This window comes from Limnohabitans sp. 2KL-17, assembly GCF_003063415.1.
Taxonomy (GTDB): domain Bacteria; phylum Pseudomonadota; class Gammaproteobacteria; order Burkholderiales; family Burkholderiaceae_C; genus Limnohabitans_A.
On sequence record NZ_NESK01000007.1, the window covers coordinates 48,310 to 68,330 of the forward strand.

Sequence of the window (20,021 nt, forward strand, 5' to 3'; positions counted from 1 at the left end):
GCGAGCGTGCACCAGCCCAGCAGATTCATTTGCGTTTGGCCCGAGGGTGTGCGGCGTCGTAGGCCTTGGCCAGATGCTGAAAATCCAGCCGCGTGTAAACCTGCGTGGTGGTGATGTTGGCGTGGCCCAGCAGCTCCTGCACAGCCCGCAAATCACCGCTGGACTGCAGCACATGACTGGCAAACGAATGACGCAGCATGTGCGGGTGCACGGGTGTCGCCAAGCCCGCCAGCAAGCTGCGCCGCTTAAGCCGTTGTGCCACACCGCGCGCCGTCAGGCGCGTGCCATGTCGACCCGGAAACAGCGCCAGCGCCAGCGCCGATGTGCCCGGGGCTGAGCGAGTCAACATGCCGGGCAACTGGGGCCGCACCGCCAGCCAATGGGTCAGCGCCTCGATGGCTGAGCGACCCAAAGGAACACTGCGGCGCTTGCTGCCCTTGCCCTGCACCTGGACCTCGGCATTGGGCAAATCGATCCAGCCACGTCCGGCGCGATTGGCCTCTGTGCTCGCCACCACATCCAGCCCCGTCAATTCGGCAATGCGCAGTCCACAGCCATAAAGCAGCTCCACCATCGCTGCATCACGCGCTTCCAGCCACGGGTCATCCCCGGTTTCTTTGTGCTCGGCCAATTGCACAGCCTCGTCCACACCCAGCGCTTTGGGCAAAGGCTTGGCCACGCGTGGCGCACGCACATCGACCACCGGGTTGTGTGAAACCAGGCCTTCGCGCCCCAGCCATGTGTAAAAACCGCGCCATCCCGACAAAATGAGGGCAATGCCGCGACCACTGCGTCCCGCACTGTGCATCTGCGCCACCCATCGGCGCACATGGCCGCTTTGCACCTGCAGCAAGGGGACCTGTGATGCCAAGGCCATGTCGGCCAGCCGAATCAAGTCAAGGCGGTAAAGAGTGCACGTGCGCTCGGCCAGCCGCTTTTCAAAACGCACATGCGCCAGATAACGAATAACCAGCGGATCGGTGCTTGCCGCATCGGACATGGGTCAGGCCTGTGGTGCCCGCAACACAGACAAAGCAGCACCCGCCAGTTCGGCCAGACGCTCGAGCAAGTCGGTGCCCATCTGGCTGTTGAAGCGCTGCGCGTCGGGTGATGCCAGAACCAGCAAGCCAAAAGCCGGCTGACCTGGCGCAGCACGCAAAGCCAGCAACGCCAAAGAGGCCGCTTGCGTGGGCTGGTCCAACCACTGAACGGCTTCGTAGCCTGCATTCGGTCCGACATAAGGCGTGTCCAGCGATGTGGCCAAAATTTGCACCGCTTCCGTCACGCCTTGCGCACATGCCGCCTGAGCGTATTGACCTTGCAGCGACCACAAACGCAACGCCACTTGAGGCACCTGAAACAACTCGCGGATGTTGTCCACTGCCAAATCGGCCAGGTGATCAGGCGGCGTGACCAGCAGTTCGCACGACCAGCGGTGCAGCTTGTCAGTGAGGATCATGTTTTCGTTGCCATGCCGGATCATGTCCATGATGCGGTGCTCCAAGCCCTTGATCTTGTCGCGCAGCATTTGCGCCTGGCGCTCTTGCAAGCCCACCGTGCGGTGGCTTTGCGGGTGCGTCAGTTGCACCGATGCCAGCAAAGAGGCGTGACGCTCAAAAAAATCAGGCGTATTCACCAGGTAGTCGGCGATATCGTCTTCGGTGATCGGGCTCATTGGCTCGGAGGGGTTCATTTCATGGCTCCAAAAATTCAGGAAAGATGGTCGGGCACGTTGATTTCGCCCTCAAAAACGGAGGTGGCGGGGCCCGTCATCAGCACTGGGCTGTCGGCCTGGCCTGCCCATTCGATGGTCAGCGAGCCGCCGTGGGTTTGCACATCGACACGGTTGTCTAGCCAGCCCTGGCGGATGCCCGCTACCACCGCCGCACAAGCGCCCGTACCGCACGCCAGCGTCTCGCCAGAGCCGCGCTCGAACACCCGCAACTTGATCTGGCTGCGGGAGACAAGCTGCATGAACCCCGCATTCACCCGTTTGGGAAACGCCGGGTGATTTTCAATCAGGGGGCCTTGGGCCAAGACAGAAAAGCTGTCCACGTTGTCGACCCTCTGAACGGCGTGCGGGTTGCCCATCGACAGCACCGCCACACGGGCAATGCCTGACTGGCCCAGCGCCAGATCAAACACCGGCCAGCCGTTGACTTGGTCACTGACCAGTCCGATCGGGTTGAAGGGCACGCGGTCCCAGTCGAACACCGGCGCCCCCATGTTGACGGTCACTCGGCCATCGGGGTTCATGTGCAACTCGATTTCGCCTTGTTGCACCTTGACGCGCACCGTGGTTTTGTCGGTCAGCCCCTTGTCGAGGACATAACGCACAAAGCAGCGCGCCCCGTTGCCGCAATGCTCGACCTCACCGCCATCGGCGTTGTGGATCACGTATTCAAAGTCCAGCCCGGCAGCCGGTGATGGCCGCACGCTCAGGACCTGGTCAGCACCCACGCCAAAGTGGCGGTCAGCCAAAAAACGGTACTGGGCTCCGCTCAGGCCCAGGCGACCACGGGTCTCATCGAGCACGACAAAATCGTTGCCGGCCCCTTGCATCTTGGTAAAGCGAATGTGCATGGCGGGGATTATCGCCTTTGAGACTGGCATGCACCGGGGGACAGTCGCCTCGGCCGGCCCGATAATGCGGCATGGCACGCACATCCCAACTCCTGCACACCCAACGTGAACCTGCGCCCCTGCGCCCTGCAGCCACCGTGCTGCTGCTGCGCGATGGGCCCGATGGCATCGAGGTCTTGATGACACGCCGGTCCATGACCGCCAGCTTTGCGCCTGGCGCCTACGTATTTCCCGGCGGCGGCATTGACAGCGCGGACGCCCAGGCACACAGCATGGCCCACCGCCGCGCCAAGCAAAGTGACCTGCACCTGACCCAAGCCATCGCGGCCATCCGCGAAAGCTTCGAAGAACTGGGCGTTTTGTTCGCCCGCCACGCCGATGGGCGATGGGCCGACAACGCCGACATCGCCACCATCAACCGCCAAGCCCCCCCTGACACGTCGTTCTACGCCCAATGCCAACACCAGGGTTTGACGCTGGCCGCAGACCAAGTCTTTGTGCTGGCCCACTGGATCACCGACCGCGACCTGCCGCGCCGCTTTGACGTGCCCTTTCTGGTCGCCCAAATGCCTGAGGGTCAAACCCCGGTGGCCGACGAATCCGAACAGTTCGAACCCGTCTGGGTGCGTCCTGCCGATGCTTTGTCACGCCATGCAAACGGCGACTTCTTCATCGTTTTCCCGACCATCCGCACACTGCAACGGCTGACAGCCTTTGCCCTGGTGCAAGACGTGCTGCAAGCCTGCGCCGTGAACGACGAACCCCTCTGGACCAGCTGCCCTCGGGCGGGTTGGCTGGCGGGCAACGAAGCGCGCTATATGGAGCACGAGGCTCCTTTTGGCGAATTGGCGCTGGTCACACCCGATGGGCAAATCCACCACCACCTGGACTGGCAAACCGAGGGCCCCGTGCCCTTGCTCAAAAACCTGCAGCGCCTGACGGCCCCCAACCCGGGCGTGATGACGGGCCCCGGCACCAACAGCTACTTGTTGGGCGACCCGAACACCGGCTACATCGCCATCGACCCCGGTCCTGCCGATGTCGATCACCTGAAACGCATCTGGCGTGCAGCGGGTGGACACATCCGCATGATTGTCTGCACGCATTCGCACCCCGACCATTCACCGGGTGCCCGGCCTCTGCAAGCGCTTTGCACCCACAAACCACCCATCCTGGGTATGGCCTCGCGCCCCACGTCGCGGGCCAACAGCCAGTTCGTACCCGACCGGGAACTGGAAGACGGTGAAAAACTGGTTCTGCAAGGCACTGGGCCAGATGGCGACATCACGCACACGCTGCGCACCGTCCACACCCCCGGCCATGCAGCCAACCATCTGTGCCTAGTGCTCGAAGAAGACGGCTTGCTTTTTTCAGGCGACCACGTGCTCAACGGCAGCACCACCGTGATCGACCCGCCCGATGGCCACATGGGCGACTACCTGGCCTCCCTGGACAAACTGGCCACCGCTTGTGAAGCAGACGGCATCGAGTTCATCTTGCCTGCCCATGGCCATGTGCTGGGCTTTGCGCACCAGGCTATCACCCAGCTGCGGGCGCATCGCCTTCGGCGGGAAGCCAAAATCGCCGCCGCCATGCAGGCCATGCCCCAGGGCAGCTTGCAGGAATGGGTCGAAAAAGCCTACGACGACGTGCCGCCGCGCCTTTGGCCTGTGGCCGCACGCTCGCTGCAAGCGCATGTGGACCACATCCGGGAACAAGCATTGGCTTGCGAGCCATGAGGCTTTTTGAGATTTTTTGAAAGACTTGATGACCCCCTCTGAAGAAGGTATCCGATTGGCCAAGCGCGTGGCGGCGGACCAAAATTGCTCTCGCCGTGAAGCCGAAGCCCTTATCGTGGCAGGTGGCGTGCAGGTGACGGGCAAAGTGGTCACCGACCCGGCCCGGCGCGTCAAGGACGAGCAAGCCGTTAACGTCAATCGCCTGGTCTCCATGGCAGCACTGGCACCGCTGACCCTGGTGCTTTTCAAGCCTGCCGACCTGGTTGCCAACCTGGCCTGGCTGCAAAACACCGTGGGTCTGAAGTCACCCCGGCCGGGCATTTGGGGCGCCGAGCGGCTGGCCAAAATGCAGCAACCCCTGCCTTTGCCCAAAGCGGCCAGTGGCTTGAGTATATTTTCCGACGATGTGGGGGTGTTGCGCCACCTCGAAGACCGCCGCAGCCCAATGGAACAAGAATGGATGGCCACCCTCGGGGGGCCAGTGCCCGAGGGCCTGCTCAAAGCCCTGAGCGGACCAGGCTTGCGCCCCAGCATCAACCGGCAGACCGAAACCGTCACCGTGCTGCGCATTGCAGGCAAAGACATCGATGGCCAAGAGCTGGGTCGGTGGCTCGACCAGCAATGCCCCCTGCAAGACCTGCGCCGCCAGCGCGTGGGCCGCCTCAGTCTGGCACCAATGGTCCCAGGCGAATGGCGGCAGCTGGAAGGCTACGAACGCTTTTAGTTGATTTTCGACAAAAACACACAGGATTTACCCTTGAATTACAACGGGCAATCCCCAATTATTCTTTCAGTCTGAGAAAATGACTCACCAGTCATAACTGCAACCAGCAGCCAATGACGAGGCAAAGCCCAACAGGGTTTTGTCCAACGCAGAAAGGAGCACACCATGCGTTTGAGCACCAAGAGCCGATTTGCCGTCACCGCCATGATCGACGTGGCACTGCGCGAAGACCGCGGGCCCGTTTCATTGGCCGCTATCAGCGTGCGCCACCAGATTTCGCTGTCCTATCTGGAGCAGCTGTTCAGCAAATTGCGCCAACAAGGCCTGGTTGAAAGCACCCGTGGCCCTGGCGGCGGTTATTCGCTGTCGCGCAATGCCGAAAAAATCACCATGGCCGACATCGTGGGCGCGGTCGATGCATCGTCAGACGAAGAAGCGGCTGCCGATGGCGGCTGGATGAACAGCGACCTGTGGGCCAGCCTGAACGAAAAGATGCTGACGCATCTGCAGTCCATCAGCCTGCGCCAACTGGTGGCCGAGCAACGCACCAAGGGTGTGACGGTCGAGCCAGCACCACAGCCTGCCATCAAGCGTGGCGTGTTTGCCAAGCCCAAAAGCACCCTGAAAATCACTGCACCCAACTCGGTGTTTGCGCTGGCCAACAGCCTGATGCCCTCGCGCGGCTGACGCGGTGAAAATCTGGCGCTGGCTTGATCACCGCCCCACAAAAAACCCGCTTCGGCGGGTTTTTTTGTCATTGAAAAGTGTGAAGCTCGCCGATAAGCCGGATTCTGTGCACAACGGTTGCCCGTTGTGTGACCGCCATTACTCTGGACCGGGGGTCGCCCACCCGGCTCGATGCTACCTACCCGCCAACTCACCCCGCGGAACCACAGGGAGAAACAACGCGGCGAACCGCGTCACTTCAGGAAGGCCTACTTGGTATTGCTGCGCGTAGAGATTGCCCGTTTCACCCGCACTGAAGCGGCTCGTCTCTGTTGCTCTGATCCTCACCTCACGGTGGAGAGGCATTGCCTCCTACGCTGTCCTGTGCAGTCCGGACGTTCCTCCAGTGCACCCTTTCGGGTCTTGCACCAGCGACGGTCTGGCGAGCTTCACATGCCAATTATCGCCTGCGGGCATATGCTCATGCCGATAAAGGTCTGAACTTTCACGCACAATGTTTTTTTGCCCCAAAGTTTCAGCCTGGAGAAGCGACATGAAAGCCCAAAACATCCTCGACACCATCGGCAATACGCCTCATGTGCGTATCAACCGCCTGTTTGGCCCCGGCGCCAACGTTTGGATCAAGTCCGAACGCAGCAACCCCGGAGGCTCCGTCAAAGACCGCATTGCACTGGCCATGGTCGAAGCGGCTGAGAAATCCGGGGCACTCCAGCCTGGCGGCACCATCATCGAACCCACCTCGGGCAATACAGGCATCGGCCTGGCCATGGTCGCTGCTGTCAAGGGTTACAAATTGGTGCTGGTCATGCCCGACAGCATGAGCATTGAGCGCCGCCGCCTGATTCTGGCTTATGGCGCCACGTTTGATTTGACTCCCCGCGAAAAAGGCATGAAGGGCGCCATCGCCCGCGCCGAAGAGCTGGTGGCCAGCACCCCCGGCTCATGGATGCCCCAGCAGTTTGAAAACCCCGCCAACATCGAGGTCCATGTGCGCACCACCGCGCAAGAAATCCTGGCGGACTTTCCCGATGGCATTGACGCCCTGATCACCGGTGTGGGCACTGGCGGCCACCTCACGGGCACAGCACGCGTGCTCAAAGCCAAGTTCCCCCAGCTCAAGGTCTTTGCGGTCGAGCCGGCCGCTTCACCGGTCATCTCGGGCGGCGCACCCGCACCCCACCCCATCCAGGGCATTGGCGCTGGCTTTATTCCCAAAAACCTCGACACCGCTGTGCTGGACGGCGTGATCCAGGTCGATGCTGAAGAAGCCCGAGAATACGCCCGCCGATGCGCCCGCGAGGAAGGCATGCTGGTCGGCATTTCGTCGGGCGCCACACTGGCGGCCATAGCGCAAAAACTGGCCGAATTGCCAGCAGGCGCCACCGTGCTCGGTTTCAATTACGACACGGGTGAACGCTATCTGTCGATCGAGGGCTTTTTGCCAGCTTGATCGGTTAATGCCACGCATCGCCCTGAATGGCCAACGCCGTGCCCAAGGCTGGTCAAAGCGATAATCACCGCTTCTTGCTTGATAACCACAAGCCACAGAGGTTTCCATGATCCGGATTTCAGAACTCAAACTCCCCCTTTCGGCGCTTCCTGTTGAGGTGCGCCGTGCGGCAGACGCGCCGTCCGAAACCGACGAAGATCGTCTGCCCACGCCCCATCCCGAGAAGGCCTTGCGTCAACTGGCGGCTCATGCGCTGGGCATTGCCGATACAGAGATCGGCGCACTGAATGTGTTCAAGCGCAGCTTTGATGCGCGCAAAGCCGAATTGCTGGCGGTGTACATCGTGGACTTGTCGCTCAGCGATACCCAGACCGAAGCGGCATGTCTGCAAAAGTTCAAGGCCAACCCACACATTCAGCCCACGCCCGACATGCAGTGGCATGCGCCCTTTCAGGCCCCCAAAGATTTTGGCATCCAGGAAGGCGAGCGTCCCGTGGTGGTCGGCTTTGGGCCTTGCGGTATGTTCGCGGCGCTGGCTTTGGCGCAAATGGGTTATCGACCCATCGTGTTGGAGCGTGGTAAACCAGTGCGAGAGCGCACCAAGGACACATGGGGCCTGTGGCGCAAGAAAGTGCTCGACCCCGAGAGCAATGTGCAGTTTGGCGAAGGCGGCGCTGGCACCTTTTCAGACGGCAAGCTCTACAGCCAGATCAAGGACCCGCGCCACCTGGGCCGCAAGGTCATGGACGAATTCGTCAAAGCCGGTGCACCGACCGACATCCTGTTTGCGGCGCACCCGCACATCGGCACCTTCAAGCTGGTCAAGGTGGTGGAAAACATCCGTGAACAAATCATCGCGCTTGGCGGCGAAATCCGTTTTGAGCAGCGCGTGAGCGATGTGCTGCTGTCTCCAACCGCAGATGGCCATCGCCTGAACGGTCTGCAAGTGCTGGACCTACGCACAGGCCAAAGCCAGACCTTGCACACACGCCATGCGGTGCTGGCCTTGGGCCACAGCTCACGCGACACCTTTGTCATGCTGCACCGCCGTGGCGTGGCCATTCAAGCCAAGGCGTTTTCGATTGGTGTGCGCATCGAGCACCCACAAAGTGTGATCGACCAGGCCCGCTGGGGACGCCACGCAGGCCACCCCTTGCTGGGTGCGGCCGACTACAAGCTGGTGCACCATGCCAAAAACGGCCGAGCGGTGTACAGCTTTTGTATGTGTCCTGGTGGCACTGTGGTCGCAGCCACCAGCGAACCGGGCCGTGTGGTCACCAACGGCATGAGTCAATACTCGCGCAACGAGCGCAATGCCAACGCTGGCATGGTGGTGGCCATCGACCCGCCCGACTTCCCGCTGGACAAAGCCGCCTGGCAAGCCGCCTTTGGCGAAGAAGACGGCGAACAAATGGCACAAGAGGCGCAGGCCCTTGCCCAAGAACAGCCCCCTGCCACGCACCCCCTGGCGGGTATCGTGTTGCAACGCCAACTGGAAACGCGCGCCTTTGAAGTGGGTGGCGGCAACTACGAGGCACCTGGTCAATTGGTGGGCGACTTTTTGGCGCAGCGCACCTCCACTCAGTGGGGCAGCGTGCAACCCTCTTACAAACCTGGCGTGAAGCTGATCAACCTGTCCGACGTGCTGCCCGACTACGCCGTGGAAGCCATGCGAGAAGCACTGCCGGTATTTGGTCGCAAGATCAAGGGCTACGACATGGCCAATGCGGTGATGACGGGTGTCGAAACCCGCACCTCGTCGCCACTGCGTATCCCCAGAGGCGATGACCACCAAAGCACCAACACCCCGGGCCTGTACCCTGCCGGTGAAGGGGCCAGCTACGCGGGTGGCATTTTGTCTGCAGGGGTCGATGGGATCAAGGTGGCTGAATCCTTGGCAAAACAAATCGCTTTGCGACTCATGTCAGCGTCAACACACTGAAGTCACACCGTGGGCGTTGTCATTTGTTGATGGCATGAGCACGCCCGCGCCATCAGCCCTTGCGGTACGCTGGCCTGTAACCAGCCTTCATGCATTTCAAAGCCCCAAGAGTGTGACGTGTCCGTCGCGCACTCCTGCATCTGTATGAGCGAATGCCTGATGGACAGTGGCAAGGATTGGATGTGCAAATCCAGCCTGGTCCTTGACGACTGTGCCCAACAATACAAAAGCCAACTGGCCAAGCGTTGTTCCGCCGTGTGATGCTGCACACAAAATGACCATTGGGCCATTTGGCCGATGAGTCCTTGCGTTGCGGCCATGGCATGGCGCAGCCATGTGGTGTAGCGCTGCGGGTCCTTTCTTATCTGAGCCCAGTCCATGCGCCAGGCCTGGCCCGAAGCCATCACATGGGCTTGAATGGAACTGCCGCCAAGCTGATGTGGCAACACACAACCGTGTCGCCCAAGAACGGCCAACGCAGTCTGCCCCAAAGGCTCGGGCCCCAGAGTAATCAAGGCATCCACCGGAAAATATGCCCACTCGGCCCGATCTGCCTGATCGCATGGCAAGGGGCCGGTCTGCAAATCAACAGGCTCGCAATTCAACGCAGGCACGACCGCATCATCGGCAAGCATCAAAGCCAGCAAGGAATTTTCAATGGTTTTGTCAGCCAAATGTTTGCGCTCCGGGCGTCTGTGTTGAGTGATCTGACGGCCTGCAAGGCTGCAGATTTTTAGATTTTTTTATTCCATTTATTTTATGTGCTTTAACGAACACACATGATCGTACGGTGTGTATTCAACTGATGGCGCTTGAACATATACTGCCCGTGCTTTTTAAAAATGCACCCACGGACTGGCGCGCTGCTTTCTGTGCAGCCCCTCCCAAAACCCCTGCCATTCGGGTAACTCTAGTGACGCTATTGACCAACGGGCTCGTCTTTCAACTCGCCAAGGAAGATCAAAGCCAACTGCAAAAAATTTGCGAACCCGTTCAACTGGTTGCAGGTCAAGTCTTGTGCGAACCCGTGCAGCATGGAACCCCCAAGGTCTACTTTTTGGACGGTGCATGCGTGGCCCTGATGGTTGAAAACCAAAACAACAAACTGGCCGTTGGCTTGGTCGGTTCCGAAGGGATGATCGGTCTGGGTGCAGTGCTGGGAAGCCGTCATGAAAATCTGCGCTTTCGTGTGCAAACCAGTGGCACTGCATGGGTTTCAGAAAGTGCTGATCTGGCCCTTTTGTTGCACCAGCGGCCGGGCATGCTTTGGGTCATCTCCGTGCATCTTTGGCAATTGGCGGAACATGTAGCGACCATGTCTGCGTCAGTTCAATTTGACGACATCGTCACACGGCTTGCATATTGGCTGGTGCTCTCCGCCGATCGGGCGCATACCCAGCGCCTGCACTTAACACACGAACATTTGGCTCGAATGCTCGGCGTTCGACGCGTCAGCATCACATTGGCAGCGGGGTCACTGAAAGAGCAAGGCCTCATCGCCTACCAACGAGGTGCCCTCGACATTCTGGACCTGCCTGGTCTGAGGAAAATCGCTTTGCCGATTCGCCCAGAGTCAACCGTTTGATCACAGTTTCTTAAATAAACACACCATCAACGGCATCTGCTTATGTTCCATGAGGAACATATTGGCCTAAAAACTCTGCTAAATTAGCATCTCGATTATTGAAATTTACGCTTATGCCAATCGATTTCAATTCAAATAGCCTTATTGCACTGCTGCCTGCCTCCACTCTGCTTGAATGGACACCTCATTTCGAGCGTGTGGAATTTTCGCTGGGTCAACAGCTCTTCGATCCTAGCCATACACAAGAGCACCTGTATTTTCCTCTCACGGCGATCGTGTCGTGGATGAACACCCTTCAAAATGGGTCTGCAACCGAAGTCGCCATCACAGGCAGAGAGGGCATGGCTGGCATCTTTTTACTGATGGGCGCCGCACATACACAAAACAACGCTTATGTGCAAAAAGCCGGATCAGCCCTGCGGATCCGATTGCGTGTGGTGCAGGAAAGTTTCGACCACAACACGGATGTTCAGAAAATTTTCTTCAGGTTCACGCAATCCGTCCTGACACAACTGGGCCAAAGCACGGCATGCCACCGACATCACTCACTGGATCAGCAACTTTGCCGCAAGCTCTTGCACACCCTGGACCGACAAGACGGTGAGGTCATCCTGATGACGCACGAACTCTTGGCCCAAGCGTTGGGGGTTCGGCGCGAGGGCATCTCGCACGCAGCGTACCGTCTGATGAAAGACAACATCATCAGCTATGCCCGTGGACGCATACAAGTGATCGACCGACAGGCCCTGGAAAACCGTTCTTGCGAGTGTTATGGCGTGATCTCCAAGGGGTTTCCTTTTTTCATAAACAAGATGGACGTGCCACCCCTCGCGCCAGCAGACTAGACCGACACCATCTGGTTGCGAATCGCATAACGGGTCAAGTCGGCCACCTTGTGCAAGCCAATCTTGCGCATGATGTTGCGGCGATGAACCTCCACTGTGCTGGGTGCAATTTGCAGGTTGCGTGCAATTTCCTTGGACGAATACCCGTCGGCAATCAAACGAAGCACCTGCTCCTCTCGCCCTCCCAGATGACTCTTAAGGCTGACGTCACCTGATCTGGCCTTTCGAACGCTCTCCATCATTTCTGATGCTGCGGCCTGACACAAATACACACGACCGGCTGCAGCGGCCCGAACGGCAGACATCAACTCGTCAATGCTGCTGGTTGTCGATACGTAGGCTTTGGCCCCCGCATCCAGAATTTCGATGATCGAATTGCGATCTGACTCGGTGGAAAATGCCACCATGTTTTTGGTAGGTTGATGGTTTGCGATCTGATGCATCAGTTGGATATCTTGTGAATCCTTGCCATGCATGCCGATCAGGACGACGTCAGGGTCCAATTCATCACACAAGGCATTGGTCTGAAGGCCGTTGTCAGATATGCCCACCACATCCATGTCCTGGTGTGTGCGCAAAACTGCGGCAATCCCTTCAGAGACCACTTTATGTTTGGAAGAAAGCAAAACTCGAATTGACATGTCAACGCCTCCAAATATGGCCAAAACGGCCTTCGAATTAGCAAGTCAAACCAATCGATCAGTGTTCATCACTCCCAAGGCAGCTGTACTTCACAACATACTCTGGACAGTGTATTGAGTGGTCACATGTTTGACTGTGCGTAAAAACACAAAACAGCAGAAATAACAGCCGTCTTCAACAAGCATCTCACTGCAGCAACGACCCGCCTGAAGAGCTCGGAAGAGCTGGCAATGAGACATTTTTGGTGTTCATTTTTTCACTGATGTTCAACGCCTCTTTCAAATGCTCATGGGCATTGAAGGAGTGGTGCTTGGACAACTTGGCATGGTGCAATGCGGCCTTGAAAGCACCAGCCTCATGGTGCCTGGCGGCTTCCTTGTTGCGCTGGTATGCATGCAGCAGCTCATCTGAGGCACGACGATAGTGTTCGCCAATGTGCTCTGCGTAGGCCTTTTCAAGCACTTCATTTTCATGGGTCATGTCAGCTCCTTGTGGGTCATTATTTGTGGTGTAGCCATGCTTCAAACCAGACCGTGCTCTTGCATGTACCGCTGCAAAGACATACGACCAGGGCAATTGAGCTTTTGATAAATGTGATGCAGGTGCAGCTTGGCTGTGCCCTCACTGATGAACAATTTATTGGCAATTTTTTTGTTCGGCCAGCCTTCGGTCACCATGCGTGCCACGGTCATTTCACGTGGCGTCAACAAATGGGACGGGTTCGCATTTTTCTTTTTCTGCTCCAGCAAAAGAGACATGGTCTTAACGGAGAGGTCACGATCGAGCCACTTGCCACCTTCGTGCACCGACTTGATACATCGAAGCAGAACGTGCTTGGATTTTTCTTTGGAAACCAGGCCAGACACATCCAGATCCAGCGCACGCATCACTTCGCCAATGGGCGCGCCCGTGAACACCACGGGACGTGTCTGAAGTTTTTGCGCCCTGATCTCTTCCAGCACAGCCAGACCGCTTCTCTGTGACAAAGACAAATCCATCACCAAAATATGCGGTTGATGTTGCGCCAGAGCGCGCAAAGCCTCATCGCCATTTCTGACGCAAGACTTGACCGAAAAATCTGGCAAGTCATGAAACACGTGGGACAAGCCCTCCAACATCACCGGATACGGGTCGGCAAGCACAAGATCAATGGACATGAATTTCATCCTCTTCAAGGTTTTACTCAGACGAAAAGATTGTTTCCAACAGGAAATACCTCGCCTAGTCTTCCTGTCCAGAATAGGACACGATGCCCTTCTTTGTGATCCCTTGAATTGCTGAGTCGCACTACGTTCAAACCAGTAAGCCCACAGAAACAGGCAATCAAAACAGTGGTTTTTGATGTCAAGAAAATACCGTGGACACGTGCCGGCCTCCTTCAGCGAAACACCTTGTGTTTGATCGGCCGAATGGGTTTGGGCGCGCTTGCAGGCTTGTTGCCCAGGTATTCGCAAGCATGCCGAAAGCGTTGAAGTGTTTTTTGTGCACGTCCCAAAACGCTGCCTGCGGGATACCCGTTGACACCCAATGCGCCAAAGCACACACCGGTCAAGAGCGCCATACCTTCGCTGGCCGTCTCCGCCACATGGATGTGAAATTTCCCATCAGATACCGCTTTGACCACCCGCTCATCGAGCATCAAATGCCTTTGGTTTCGGCTGGGCATCAGCACCCCTTGCTGACCATCCAGGCCCAGGCTTTCACAACTTCGAAAGTAGCCTTCAATCTTTTCGTTGATGCCGCCGACAGGCAGCAATTCGCCATGCTGATTGACCGCCCCCGTCACCGCAATGCCTTGCCGCAAGGGCAGGCCCGACAAACTCGACAACAAGGCAAAAAATTCGGCACATGAAGCCGAGTCACCCTCAACTCCGCTGTATTCCTGCTCAAATACCACCGCTGCATTCATGGCCAATGGCGCAATGTGGGCAAACAAGGCTGATAAATAGCTGTGCAAGATCAGCACCCCTTTGTCATGAATGGGGCCCGACAATTCCACCTCGCGCTCAATGTTGAGAAGGCCTTCTTCACCGGCATAGGTACAGGCCGTCACGCGCACCGGAAAGCCAAAGCGGTAGTCCCCCAAATCCACCACGGTGAGCCCATTGATCTGTGCCACCTGTTCGCCCGTCACGACCAGCAGACGTTCACCATCCACAATGGTTTCCTGCAATCTTTGCTCCGGGTAGTTGTGTCGGTGAATCCGTGCCTGTCTGGCCTTTTCCACATCGATGGCATCCACGGTGTTGTTGCCGCGCTGTTTGGCCAGCGTTGCACTTTCAATCACCAAGGCTTCAGTCAAAGCAAAGATCGCGCTTTGTCGATCCTGGTCATCTGCCGTGCGATGGGTCTCCTCGATCAGGGCCGCCACGGCGGAGGCCGAAAAATGAGGCAAATTCATTTTTCTGCAGGCATGGCCTACAAAAATGGCCGTGGCATGAGCCGACTCGGTGGTGGCCGCAAAGCTCTCGGCAAAATCGACCTTGCAACGAAATCGCCGGGCAAACTCCGGGTCGGCTTCCTGCACTGCGTAGTACTCGTCGGCCGAAGCTACCAAAACAATCTTCACATCGATATCCAGCGCTTCGGGCTCCAGTGACACCGCTGCAATGGGGGCATACATCATGCCGGGCTCTTCGATCTGCAAGCGGCCATTGCGCATGAAGCGGCGCAGTTTTTCCCAGACATGAGGATCGGCCAGAAGATCACGCAGGTGCAACATGAGGAAGCCCCCATTCGCCTTGAGCAAGCTGCCTGCTCGAATCCTTGAGAAATCGGTCACCAACTCCCCGCTGTCCGATTCGTATTCGATGCTGCCAAACAGCGTTCTGAACAGGGGGTTATCCTCCAAAATGACAGGTGCGCCCTGCAGTGCATGGTTGTCCACCAGCAGGTTGACGCGAAACAGCGACAGCACGGCATCCAGCGCCTCCAGCCGAATTTCTTCTTCGTCACCGGGCTCGAACAAGGTCACATTTTCAAGAATGCTGTGGTGAATTTGTTCCATGAAAACGCCCAGCTTGACCCCATCTGACAGTGGTTGCTTGAGCGCATCCCGGATCAACTGGATTTCATGGTCCAGCATGGGCTTGAGGGTCTGCCGCCGCAGGGCCGACAAGCCCTCATTCATGACACGTTCCATGGCGCGCATTTTTTCCAGGTAGCGGCTGATCTCGCTTCGGAGTGACTCTTCGCTGACATCGATTTCTGCGCGTTGTTCGCGGCTCAAGGCCAAGGCTTTTCCCGCTGTCACGGGTTCACCCTGTGCATCTTTCAAGGTGAACACCATGTGCCCCTGGTCGCGCATCAAGGCGAAGTGGTGCGCCTCGGCATAGGCACTGAGGGCAAGATACCCACGATCTTCCTCGGTCTTGTAAGACGCCTCAATTCGCTTGCTTTCAGCCTTGAAGTCGTCTTGTCCCAAACGCTTGGGTACTTCGCTTTGCAGTCGCTTGGCCAGCTGCAGCATCAACTGGCGCAGCACACGACCTTGACCGGCCATCAGGCGCAAGGCCTGAGGGCGTTCTGGTTCATCAAAGTTATGCACATAACAAAGGTCTGGGGGAACCGGACGCTTTTCGGCCTGCATGTGCATCATCTGGCTGAGCAAGGTGGTGCGCCCACTGCCCACTTCGCCCAACACAAAGAGGTTGTAATCCGGCCCGGTCATGCCCATGCCGAACTGCGCGGCTTGTTTGGCCCGCTCCTGCCCGATCCAGGGCAATGGCTGGTGCAACAACTCGGAGGTGTCCGAGAACCCCAGCGAACCAGGCTCCACCGTTCGGCGCAACTGGGCCGCCCGCAACTCAAACAGCTTGCCTGTTGCCAAGGCAAAGGCAGGGTCCATGTCAAATGCCTCCAATGGTTCAACGGCTCAATACGGATACGATCAACTCTGCACCCACTGATCTGGAATTTATGCCCCGGTGACTTGCTTTTCCGTGTGCTGTATCACCCAGTCGAAATCAAGAGACAATGGAAACATGCAAGCTTCACCACCCGACAACCCACAAGCGCGCAACCCGCTTCATGGCCTGACCCTTGAAACCATCGTGACCCAACTGGCCGACCATTACGGCTGGGCTGATTTGGGTGTCCGCATTCCGATTCGCTGCTTCACACACGACCCCAGCGTGGGGTCTAGCCTGAAATTTCTCAGAAAAACCCCTTGGGCCCGCGACAAGGTGGAAAGTCTTTACCTGTTCATGCTGCGCGACCAGAAACGGCAACTGCAGTCAGGCACCTGAGGACTGGTGCGCCAGCCAACAGACGCGCCCCCGTGGTCGCATTTAAGGTGGAGGCCTTTATTTCATCCAAGCTTGAAGCGAGTTCACATGACTGACCCTCAAACATCCCCCGAGAAACTGGTTGGCGCGACTGCTGGCGTTTCAGCCACCCTGCAAGAGGCTGCGCACGAAGCCAAGCCTGCTTTTGAACGTCTGGCGGATCGACTGTCCGAGAGCATCAGCGATATGGCGCACCACAGCCGTGATGCGGCTGTAGAAGCCCAAAAATTGCTGGAGCAAAAAACACACAAAGTCAGCTCTACGGCTGAGCATTACATCCATTGCGCTCCCTTCAAATCGGTTTTGATTGCAGCCGGTGTGGGCGCCGTTGCCGCCACCCTGGTGAGCTGGTTGATGCGTGCACGCCCCCATTGATGTCCAGGTTGTTGCTCAAGCTTTTTCTGCTGCCCCCGGACTTGCTCAAAATGCACGTTCATGGCTATGCCGATTTGGCCTCGGAGGAATGGGAACGGCAAGTCTGTGTCTGGAAAACACGCCTGCTTGTTTATGCCATGGGCACTGCGAGCGGGATCCTTGGTGTTCTGTTGGCGGGCGTGTCCTTGTTGCTTTGGAGTGCTCTGCCCGTGATCGATGAGCGCAGTGCGTGGCTTATGTGGCTTGTCCCTTCGGTGCTTTGCCTGTCCTCTGTCGCTTGCTGGGCTTGGGCCAGTCACTTCAAAATATCGCCTTCGTTTGGAAGACTGAAAGCCCAAATCGAGCTGGACATGCTGGCTTTGCGTCAAAGCCGAAACCCATGAGTGCGCCACAGACTGCCACGCCACTGACTGCCGAGCAACGTCTGGATGTGTCCAGAGCCCAGTGCCTCCAGGCCTTGCGCCAGCCCACATGGCTTCTTTTTGCCCAGCGTGTGTGCATCAAGCCAGCCCACGCACCAGGCGAACCACCCTCACAAAGCATGGCCGCCGAGCTGTTCGGTCTGTGCATAAAAACGTTTCTTGACCAGCTCGACAACGCCCACGTAAGCCAGCGTCAAGACGACCATGCCCAGCATCAGGGGCCAGGGTAACGGGACAAAACCAAAGACCGCGCTGAAAGGCAAATAAGGCAAGGTCAGCGCCACCATGAGCACGGCCAGGGTGCTCATCAACAGCAGCCTTGCTGGGCGGCTTTGGTAAAACGGACGCCGTGTCCGGACAACCAGGGCAATGACCAATTCAGTCATGAGCGACTCGACGAACCAGCCCGTTTGAAACTCTTGCGGTGCTGCCTCAAAAATCCACAACAAAGCCCCGAAAGTCAAAAAGTCAAAGGCCGAACTGAGCAAACCAAAAACCACCATGTAGTTGCGAATGAACGGGGTATCCCAGTGCCGGGGTTTGGCCACCCACTCCGGGTCCACCCGGTCACCCGCAATGGTGGCCGCAGGAATGTCTGACAAGAAATTGTTGAGCAAGATCTGGGATGCCAGCATCGGCAAAAAAGGCAAAAATACAGAGGCCACAGCCATGCTCACCATGTTCCCGAAATTGGCGCTGATGGTGGTGAGAATGTATTTGAGGGTGTTGGCAAACGTCACCCGTCCCTCGTCAATGCCTTGACTCAAGATGTCCAGATCCTTGCGCAGCAGCACAAAGTCCGAGGCATCCTTGGCCACGTCGACAGCGGTATCGACCGAGATGCCCACATCGGCAGCATGCAGCGCCAGCGCATCGTTGATGCCATCCCCCATGTAACCCACCACGTGACCTGTTTTTTGCAAGGCCAGGATGATGCGCTCTTTTTGATTCGGGTCCACTTCGGCAAAGACGACCGTCTGCTTCACGGCATGCATCAGCGCGTCATCGGCCATGTCATTGAGTTCGCGGCCAGTCATGACATGGCCCTCTGACAGGCCCAGCACTTGCGCCAAATGCCAAGCCACCTGGCGGTTGTCCCCCGTGATGACCTTGAGCTGAACGCCGCGTTGTGCCAAATTTTCAAGGGTTTGGCGCACATCGGTTTTGGGCGGGTCCATGAACAACAAGAAGCCGTCCAGATTCAACCCCGACTCATCCTCGCGCACATAAGGCTCGGTGCGCTCATCCATCGGCCTGGATGCCACGCCGAGGACTCGGTAGCCCTGTGCACTCCAGCCCTCCAGCAAGGCCACCAGGCTGGCCCGCCCGGCGTCGTCCAGCGGGACACTGTCTTCCCCTTGGGTGATGCACAGTGACAGCACTTTTTCAAAGGCCCCTTTGGTGATCAAGGTGCACCGGCCAGGCGGATCGATGACCACGACCGACAAGCACTTGCGCACAAAGTCGTAGGGGATTTCATCCACCTTGGTGACCGCAGCAATGTCCACCTGCGCGTTGCGCGCGGCCATGCCGATGGCGTCGTCCAGGGCATTGGTCAAACCCGATTGGAAATGTGCGTTGATCGCCGCAAGCCGAAGCACCTTGGCAGACGCGATGCCCTGGGTGTCCAAAGCCCCATCCAGGCCCACCACACCCTCGGTCAATGTGCCTGTTTTGTCGGTGCACAGCACGTCCATGGCGCCCAGGTTTTCAATCGCATTCAGCCGGCGCACGATCACCCCCAGCTTGGCCATGCGGTTGGCGCCGTGGGACAAGGTGATGCTGACAATGGCGGGCAGCAGCTCAGGGGTCAGGCCCACCGCCAAGGCCAGCGCAAAGAGCAAGGAGTCAATCGGTGGTTTGTCCATGAACACATTGATCGCCAAAACAAGTACGACCATCACCAGCATGACGCGGGTCAGCAAGTAGCCGAAGCGGTGAACGCCCCGTTCAAATTCGGTCATGGGCGGGCGCAAGGCCAACTTGAGCGCGATCTGGCCAAACACCGTGGACTTTCCTGTTTTCACCAGCAACACGCGTGCAGTGCCACTGCTGACACTGGTGCCCATGAACACACAGTTGCTGCGTTCGCTCAAACTGGCGGTCTCCGCCACGACCCCCGGTTTTTTCTCCACCGGGAAAGTTTCACCCGTGAGCACCGCTTGGTTGATGAAAAAATCTTTGGCCTCCAACACAACACCATCAGCGGGTATCAAACTGCCAGCAGACAGGGTCACCACGTCACCTGGCACCACCAGGTCGGAAGGGATTGGCCTGAATCGCCCATCGCGCAATACGCTGGAATGAATTTTGACCTTGGCGCGCAGCCTCTTGATGGCATTGCTGGCCACGTACTCCTGAGTGAAACCCAGCACGGTGCTGCCCAGCACAATGGCCAGCACCACCCCGGCATCCACCCATTCGGCCGCGAACATGGAGATGACCGACGCCACCATCAAGATCAGCACCAAGGGGTTTTTGAACTGGCTGATCAACAACCCAAAAAATGTGTCCCCTGCCGTGGCATCGAGTACGTTGGCGCCCATCTGCCGGCGTCTGACTCGGGCAGCTTGTTGGGTGAGGCCCTCCACGCTGGAATCCAGCGCCTGGGTCAAATCTTTGGAAGCCCGACTCCAGTAAGCCCCCATGTCGGGCTGAGAGGGTGTGCCTGAACGGGCGACATGTTTGACATGAAAGGGGAACACTGCTTTTCCTTGAAGCCATTCACGCTGAAGCGGATC

General features: G+C 58.0%; 19 protein-coding genes and 1 other RNA gene. 10 read left to right on the top strand and 10 right to left on the bottom strand.

Annotation, left to right across the window (positions count from 1 at the left end; translation table 11 throughout):
• Positions 1-25 precede the first annotated feature (25 nt).
• From xerC to dapF, 3 genes are read right to left on the bottom strand one after another with little or no spacing between them, the layout of a single operon-like run.
• Positions 26-1,000 (bottom strand): tyrosine recombinase XerC, encoded by a 975-nt coding sequence (xerC, locus tag B9Z45_RS04640; RefSeq protein WP_108406066.1) that lies wholly within the window; start codon positions 998-1,000, stop codon positions 26-28.
• A 3-nt stretch (positions 1,001-1,003) separates the two neighbouring features.
• Positions 1,004-1,693: a DUF484 family protein gene (locus B9Z45_RS04645; protein ID WP_108406067.1), complete on the bottom strand. Its 690-nt coding sequence runs from the start codon at positions 1,691-1,693 to the stop codon at positions 1,004-1,006.
• A gap of 17 nt (positions 1,694-1,710) precedes the next feature.
• Positions 1,711-2,583 (bottom strand): diaminopimelate epimerase, encoded by an 873-nt coding sequence (gene dapF / locus B9Z45_RS04650; protein WP_108406068.1) that lies wholly within the window; start codon positions 2,581-2,583, stop codon positions 1,711-1,713.
• Between the two features lie 71 nt (positions 2,584-2,654).
• Between dapF and B9Z45_RS04655 the strand changes: the two genes are divergently transcribed.
• From B9Z45_RS04655 to B9Z45_RS04665, 3 genes are all read left to right on the top strand, one after another.
• Positions 2,655-4,322, top strand: a complete 1,668-nt coding sequence (locus tag B9Z45_RS04655) for an MBL fold metallo-hydrolase (RefSeq protein WP_108406069.1) — start codon at positions 2,655-2,657, stop codon at positions 4,320-4,322.
• Between the two features lie 28 nt (positions 4,323-4,350).
• Positions 4,351-5,046, top strand: a complete 696-nt coding sequence (locus tag B9Z45_RS04660; protein WP_108406070.1) for a S4 domain-containing protein — start codon at positions 4,351-4,353, stop codon at positions 5,044-5,046.
• Positions 5,047-5,211: 165 nt separating this feature from the next.
• The gene (locus B9Z45_RS04665) at positions 5,212-5,733 is read left to right on the top strand and encodes an Rrf2 family transcriptional regulator (protein WP_108406071.1); all 522 of its coding nucleotides are present in this window, start codon (positions 5,212-5,214) and stop codon (positions 5,731-5,733) included.
• Positions 5,734-5,810: 77 nt separating this feature from the next.
• On the opposite strand, the gene rnpB is transcribed toward B9Z45_RS04665, so the two are convergent.
• Positions 5,811-6,163, bottom strand: an RNA gene (rnpB, locus tag B9Z45_RS04670) — RNase P RNA component class A.
• Between the two features lie 102 nt (positions 6,164-6,265).
• On the opposite strand from rnpB, the gene cysK reads away from it, so the two are divergent.
• Positions 6,266-7,183 carry a cysteine synthase A gene (gene cysK, locus B9Z45_RS04675; protein ID WP_108406138.1) on the top strand — a complete coding sequence of 306 codons (918 nt, stop codon included), beginning with the start codon at positions 6,266-6,268 and terminating at the stop codon, positions 7,181-7,183.
• 106 nt (positions 7,184-7,289) lie between these two features.
• Positions 7,290-9,125, top strand: a complete 1,836-nt coding sequence (locus tag B9Z45_RS04680) for an NAD(P)/FAD-dependent oxidoreductase (RefSeq protein ID WP_108406072.1) — start codon at positions 7,290-7,292, stop codon at positions 9,123-9,125.
• 2 nt (positions 9,126-9,127) lie between these two features.
• Here the strand turns inward: B9Z45_RS04680 and B9Z45_RS04685 are convergent, their stop codons facing one another.
• Positions 9,128-9,799 (bottom strand): hypothetical protein, encoded by a 672-nt coding sequence (locus B9Z45_RS04685; RefSeq protein ID WP_108406073.1) that lies wholly within the window; start codon positions 9,797-9,799, stop codon positions 9,128-9,130.
• Positions 9,800-10,047: 248 nt separating this feature from the next.
• Here B9Z45_RS04685 and B9Z45_RS04690 point away from each other — a divergent pair, with 248 nt between their 5' ends.
• Both B9Z45_RS04690 and B9Z45_RS04695 read left to right on the top strand, forming a co-directional pair.
• On the top strand, positions 10,048-10,710 hold the full coding sequence (locus B9Z45_RS04690; RefSeq protein ID WP_158270379.1) for a Crp/Fnr family transcriptional regulator: 663 nt from the start codon (positions 10,048-10,050) through the stop codon (positions 10,708-10,710).
• 284 nt (positions 10,711-10,994) lie between these two features.
• Complete coding sequence (locus tag B9Z45_RS04695; RefSeq protein WP_233252074.1) at positions 10,995-11,555, top strand: Crp/Fnr family transcriptional regulator; 561 nt, start codon at positions 10,995-10,997, stop codon at positions 11,553-11,555.
• On the opposite strand, the gene B9Z45_RS04700 is transcribed toward B9Z45_RS04695, so the two are convergent.
• The 4 genes from B9Z45_RS04700 to B9Z45_RS04715 all read right to left on the bottom strand — a co-directional run bounded on the left by B9Z45_RS04700 (position 11,552) and on the right by B9Z45_RS04715 (position 16,044).
• Positions 11,552-12,196 carry a response regulator transcription factor gene (locus B9Z45_RS04700; RefSeq protein WP_199221847.1) on the bottom strand — a complete coding sequence of 215 codons (645 nt, stop codon included), beginning with the start codon at positions 12,194-12,196 and terminating at the stop codon, positions 11,552-11,554. The genes B9Z45_RS04695 and B9Z45_RS04700 overlap by 4 nt on opposite strands.
• 187 nt (positions 12,197-12,383) lie before the next feature.
• A complete protein-coding gene (locus tag B9Z45_RS04705) occupies positions 12,384-12,722 on the bottom strand; it encodes a hypothetical protein (protein WP_233252075.1) in 339 nt (112 codons plus the stop codon).
• Complete coding sequence (locus B9Z45_RS04710; protein WP_108406141.1) at positions 12,719-13,354, bottom strand: LuxR C-terminal-related transcriptional regulator; 636 nt, start codon at positions 13,352-13,354, stop codon at positions 12,719-12,721. Before B9Z45_RS04710 ends, B9Z45_RS04705 begins: the two co-directional genes overlap by 4 nt.
• A gap of 221 nt (positions 13,355-13,575) precedes the next feature.
• Complete coding sequence (locus B9Z45_RS04715) at positions 13,576-16,044, bottom strand: Lon protease family protein (RefSeq protein WP_108406076.1); 2,469 nt, start codon at positions 16,042-16,044, stop codon at positions 13,576-13,578.
• A gap of 136 nt (positions 16,045-16,180) precedes the next feature.
• Between B9Z45_RS04715 and B9Z45_RS04720 the strand changes: the two genes are divergently transcribed.
• The 3 genes from B9Z45_RS04720 (at position 16,181) to B9Z45_RS04730 (ending at position 17,241) form a co-directional block, all read left to right on the top strand.
• The gene (locus B9Z45_RS04720) at positions 16,181-16,444 is read left to right on the top strand and encodes a VF530 family DNA-binding protein (RefSeq protein ID WP_108406077.1); all 264 of its coding nucleotides are present in this window, start codon (positions 16,181-16,183) and stop codon (positions 16,442-16,444) included.
• A gap of 87 nt (positions 16,445-16,531) precedes the next feature.
• Positions 16,532-16,858 (top strand): DUF883 family protein, encoded by a 327-nt coding sequence (locus B9Z45_RS04725; protein ID WP_108406078.1) that lies wholly within the window; start codon positions 16,532-16,534, stop codon positions 16,856-16,858.
• On the top strand, positions 16,858-17,241 hold the full coding sequence (locus tag B9Z45_RS04730; RefSeq protein ID WP_108406079.1) for a hypothetical protein: 384 nt from the start codon (positions 16,858-16,860) through the stop codon (positions 17,239-17,241). Before B9Z45_RS04725 ends, B9Z45_RS04730 begins: the two co-directional genes overlap by 1 nt.
• A 149-nt stretch (positions 17,242-17,390) precedes the next feature.
• On the opposite strand, the gene mgtA is transcribed toward B9Z45_RS04730, so the two are convergent.
• Complete coding sequence (gene mgtA / locus B9Z45_RS04735; RefSeq protein ID WP_233252076.1) at positions 17,391-19,985, bottom strand: magnesium-translocating P-type ATPase; 2,595 nt, start codon at positions 19,983-19,985, stop codon at positions 17,391-17,393.
• Between the last annotated feature and the right edge of the window lie 36 nt (positions 19,986-20,021).

Coding starts and splice junctions, on each gene's coding strand:
- B9Z45_RS04730 (WP_108406079.1), top strand. CDS start 16,858: ATGTCCAGGTTGTTGCTCAAGCTTTTTCTGCTGCCCCCGGACTTGCTC.
- B9Z45_RS04715 (WP_108406076.1), bottom strand. CDS start 16,044: ATGGACCCTGCCTTTGCCTTGGCAACAGGCAAGCTGTTTGAGTTGCGG.
- B9Z45_RS04665 (WP_108406071.1), top strand. CDS start 5,212: ATGCGTTTGAGCACCAAGAGCCGATTTGCCGTCACCGCCATGATCGAC.
- B9Z45_RS04680 (WP_108406072.1), top strand. CDS start 7,290: ATGATCCGGATTTCAGAACTCAAACTCCCCCTTTCGGCGCTTCCTGTT.
- B9Z45_RS04725 (WP_108406078.1), top strand. CDS start 16,532: ATGACTGACCCTCAAACATCCCCCGAGAAACTGGTTGGCGCGACTGCT.
- dapF (WP_108406068.1), bottom strand. CDS start 2,583: ATGCACATTCGCTTTACCAAGATGCAAGGGGCCGGCAACGATTTTGTC.
- cysK (WP_108406138.1), top strand. CDS start 6,266: ATGAAAGCCCAAAACATCCTCGACACCATCGGCAATACGCCTCATGTG.
- B9Z45_RS04645 (WP_108406067.1), bottom strand. CDS start 1,693: ATGAACCCCTCCGAGCCAATGAGCCCGATCACCGAAGACGATATCGCC.
- B9Z45_RS04660 (WP_108406070.1), top strand. CDS start 4,351: ATGACCCCCTCTGAAGAAGGTATCCGATTGGCCAAGCGCGTGGCGGCG.
- B9Z45_RS04655 (WP_108406069.1), top strand. CDS start 2,655: ATGGCACGCACATCCCAACTCCTGCACACCCAACGTGAACCTGCGCCC.
- B9Z45_RS04700 (WP_199221847.1), bottom strand. CDS start 12,196: ATGTCAATTCGAGTTTTGCTTTCTTCCAAACATAAAGTGGTCTCTGAA.
- B9Z45_RS04695 (WP_233252074.1), top strand. CDS start 10,995: ATGAACACCCTTCAAAATGGGTCTGCAACCGAAGTCGCCATCACAGGC.
- xerC (WP_108406066.1), bottom strand. CDS start 1,000: ATGTCCGATGCGGCAAGCACCGATCCGCTGGTTATTCGTTATCTGGCG.
- B9Z45_RS04710 (WP_108406141.1), bottom strand. CDS start 13,354: ATGTCCATTGATCTTGTGCTTGCCGACCCGTATCCGGTGATGTTGGAG.
- B9Z45_RS04720 (WP_108406077.1), top strand. CDS start 16,181: ATGCAAGCTTCACCACCCGACAACCCACAAGCGCGCAACCCGCTTCAT.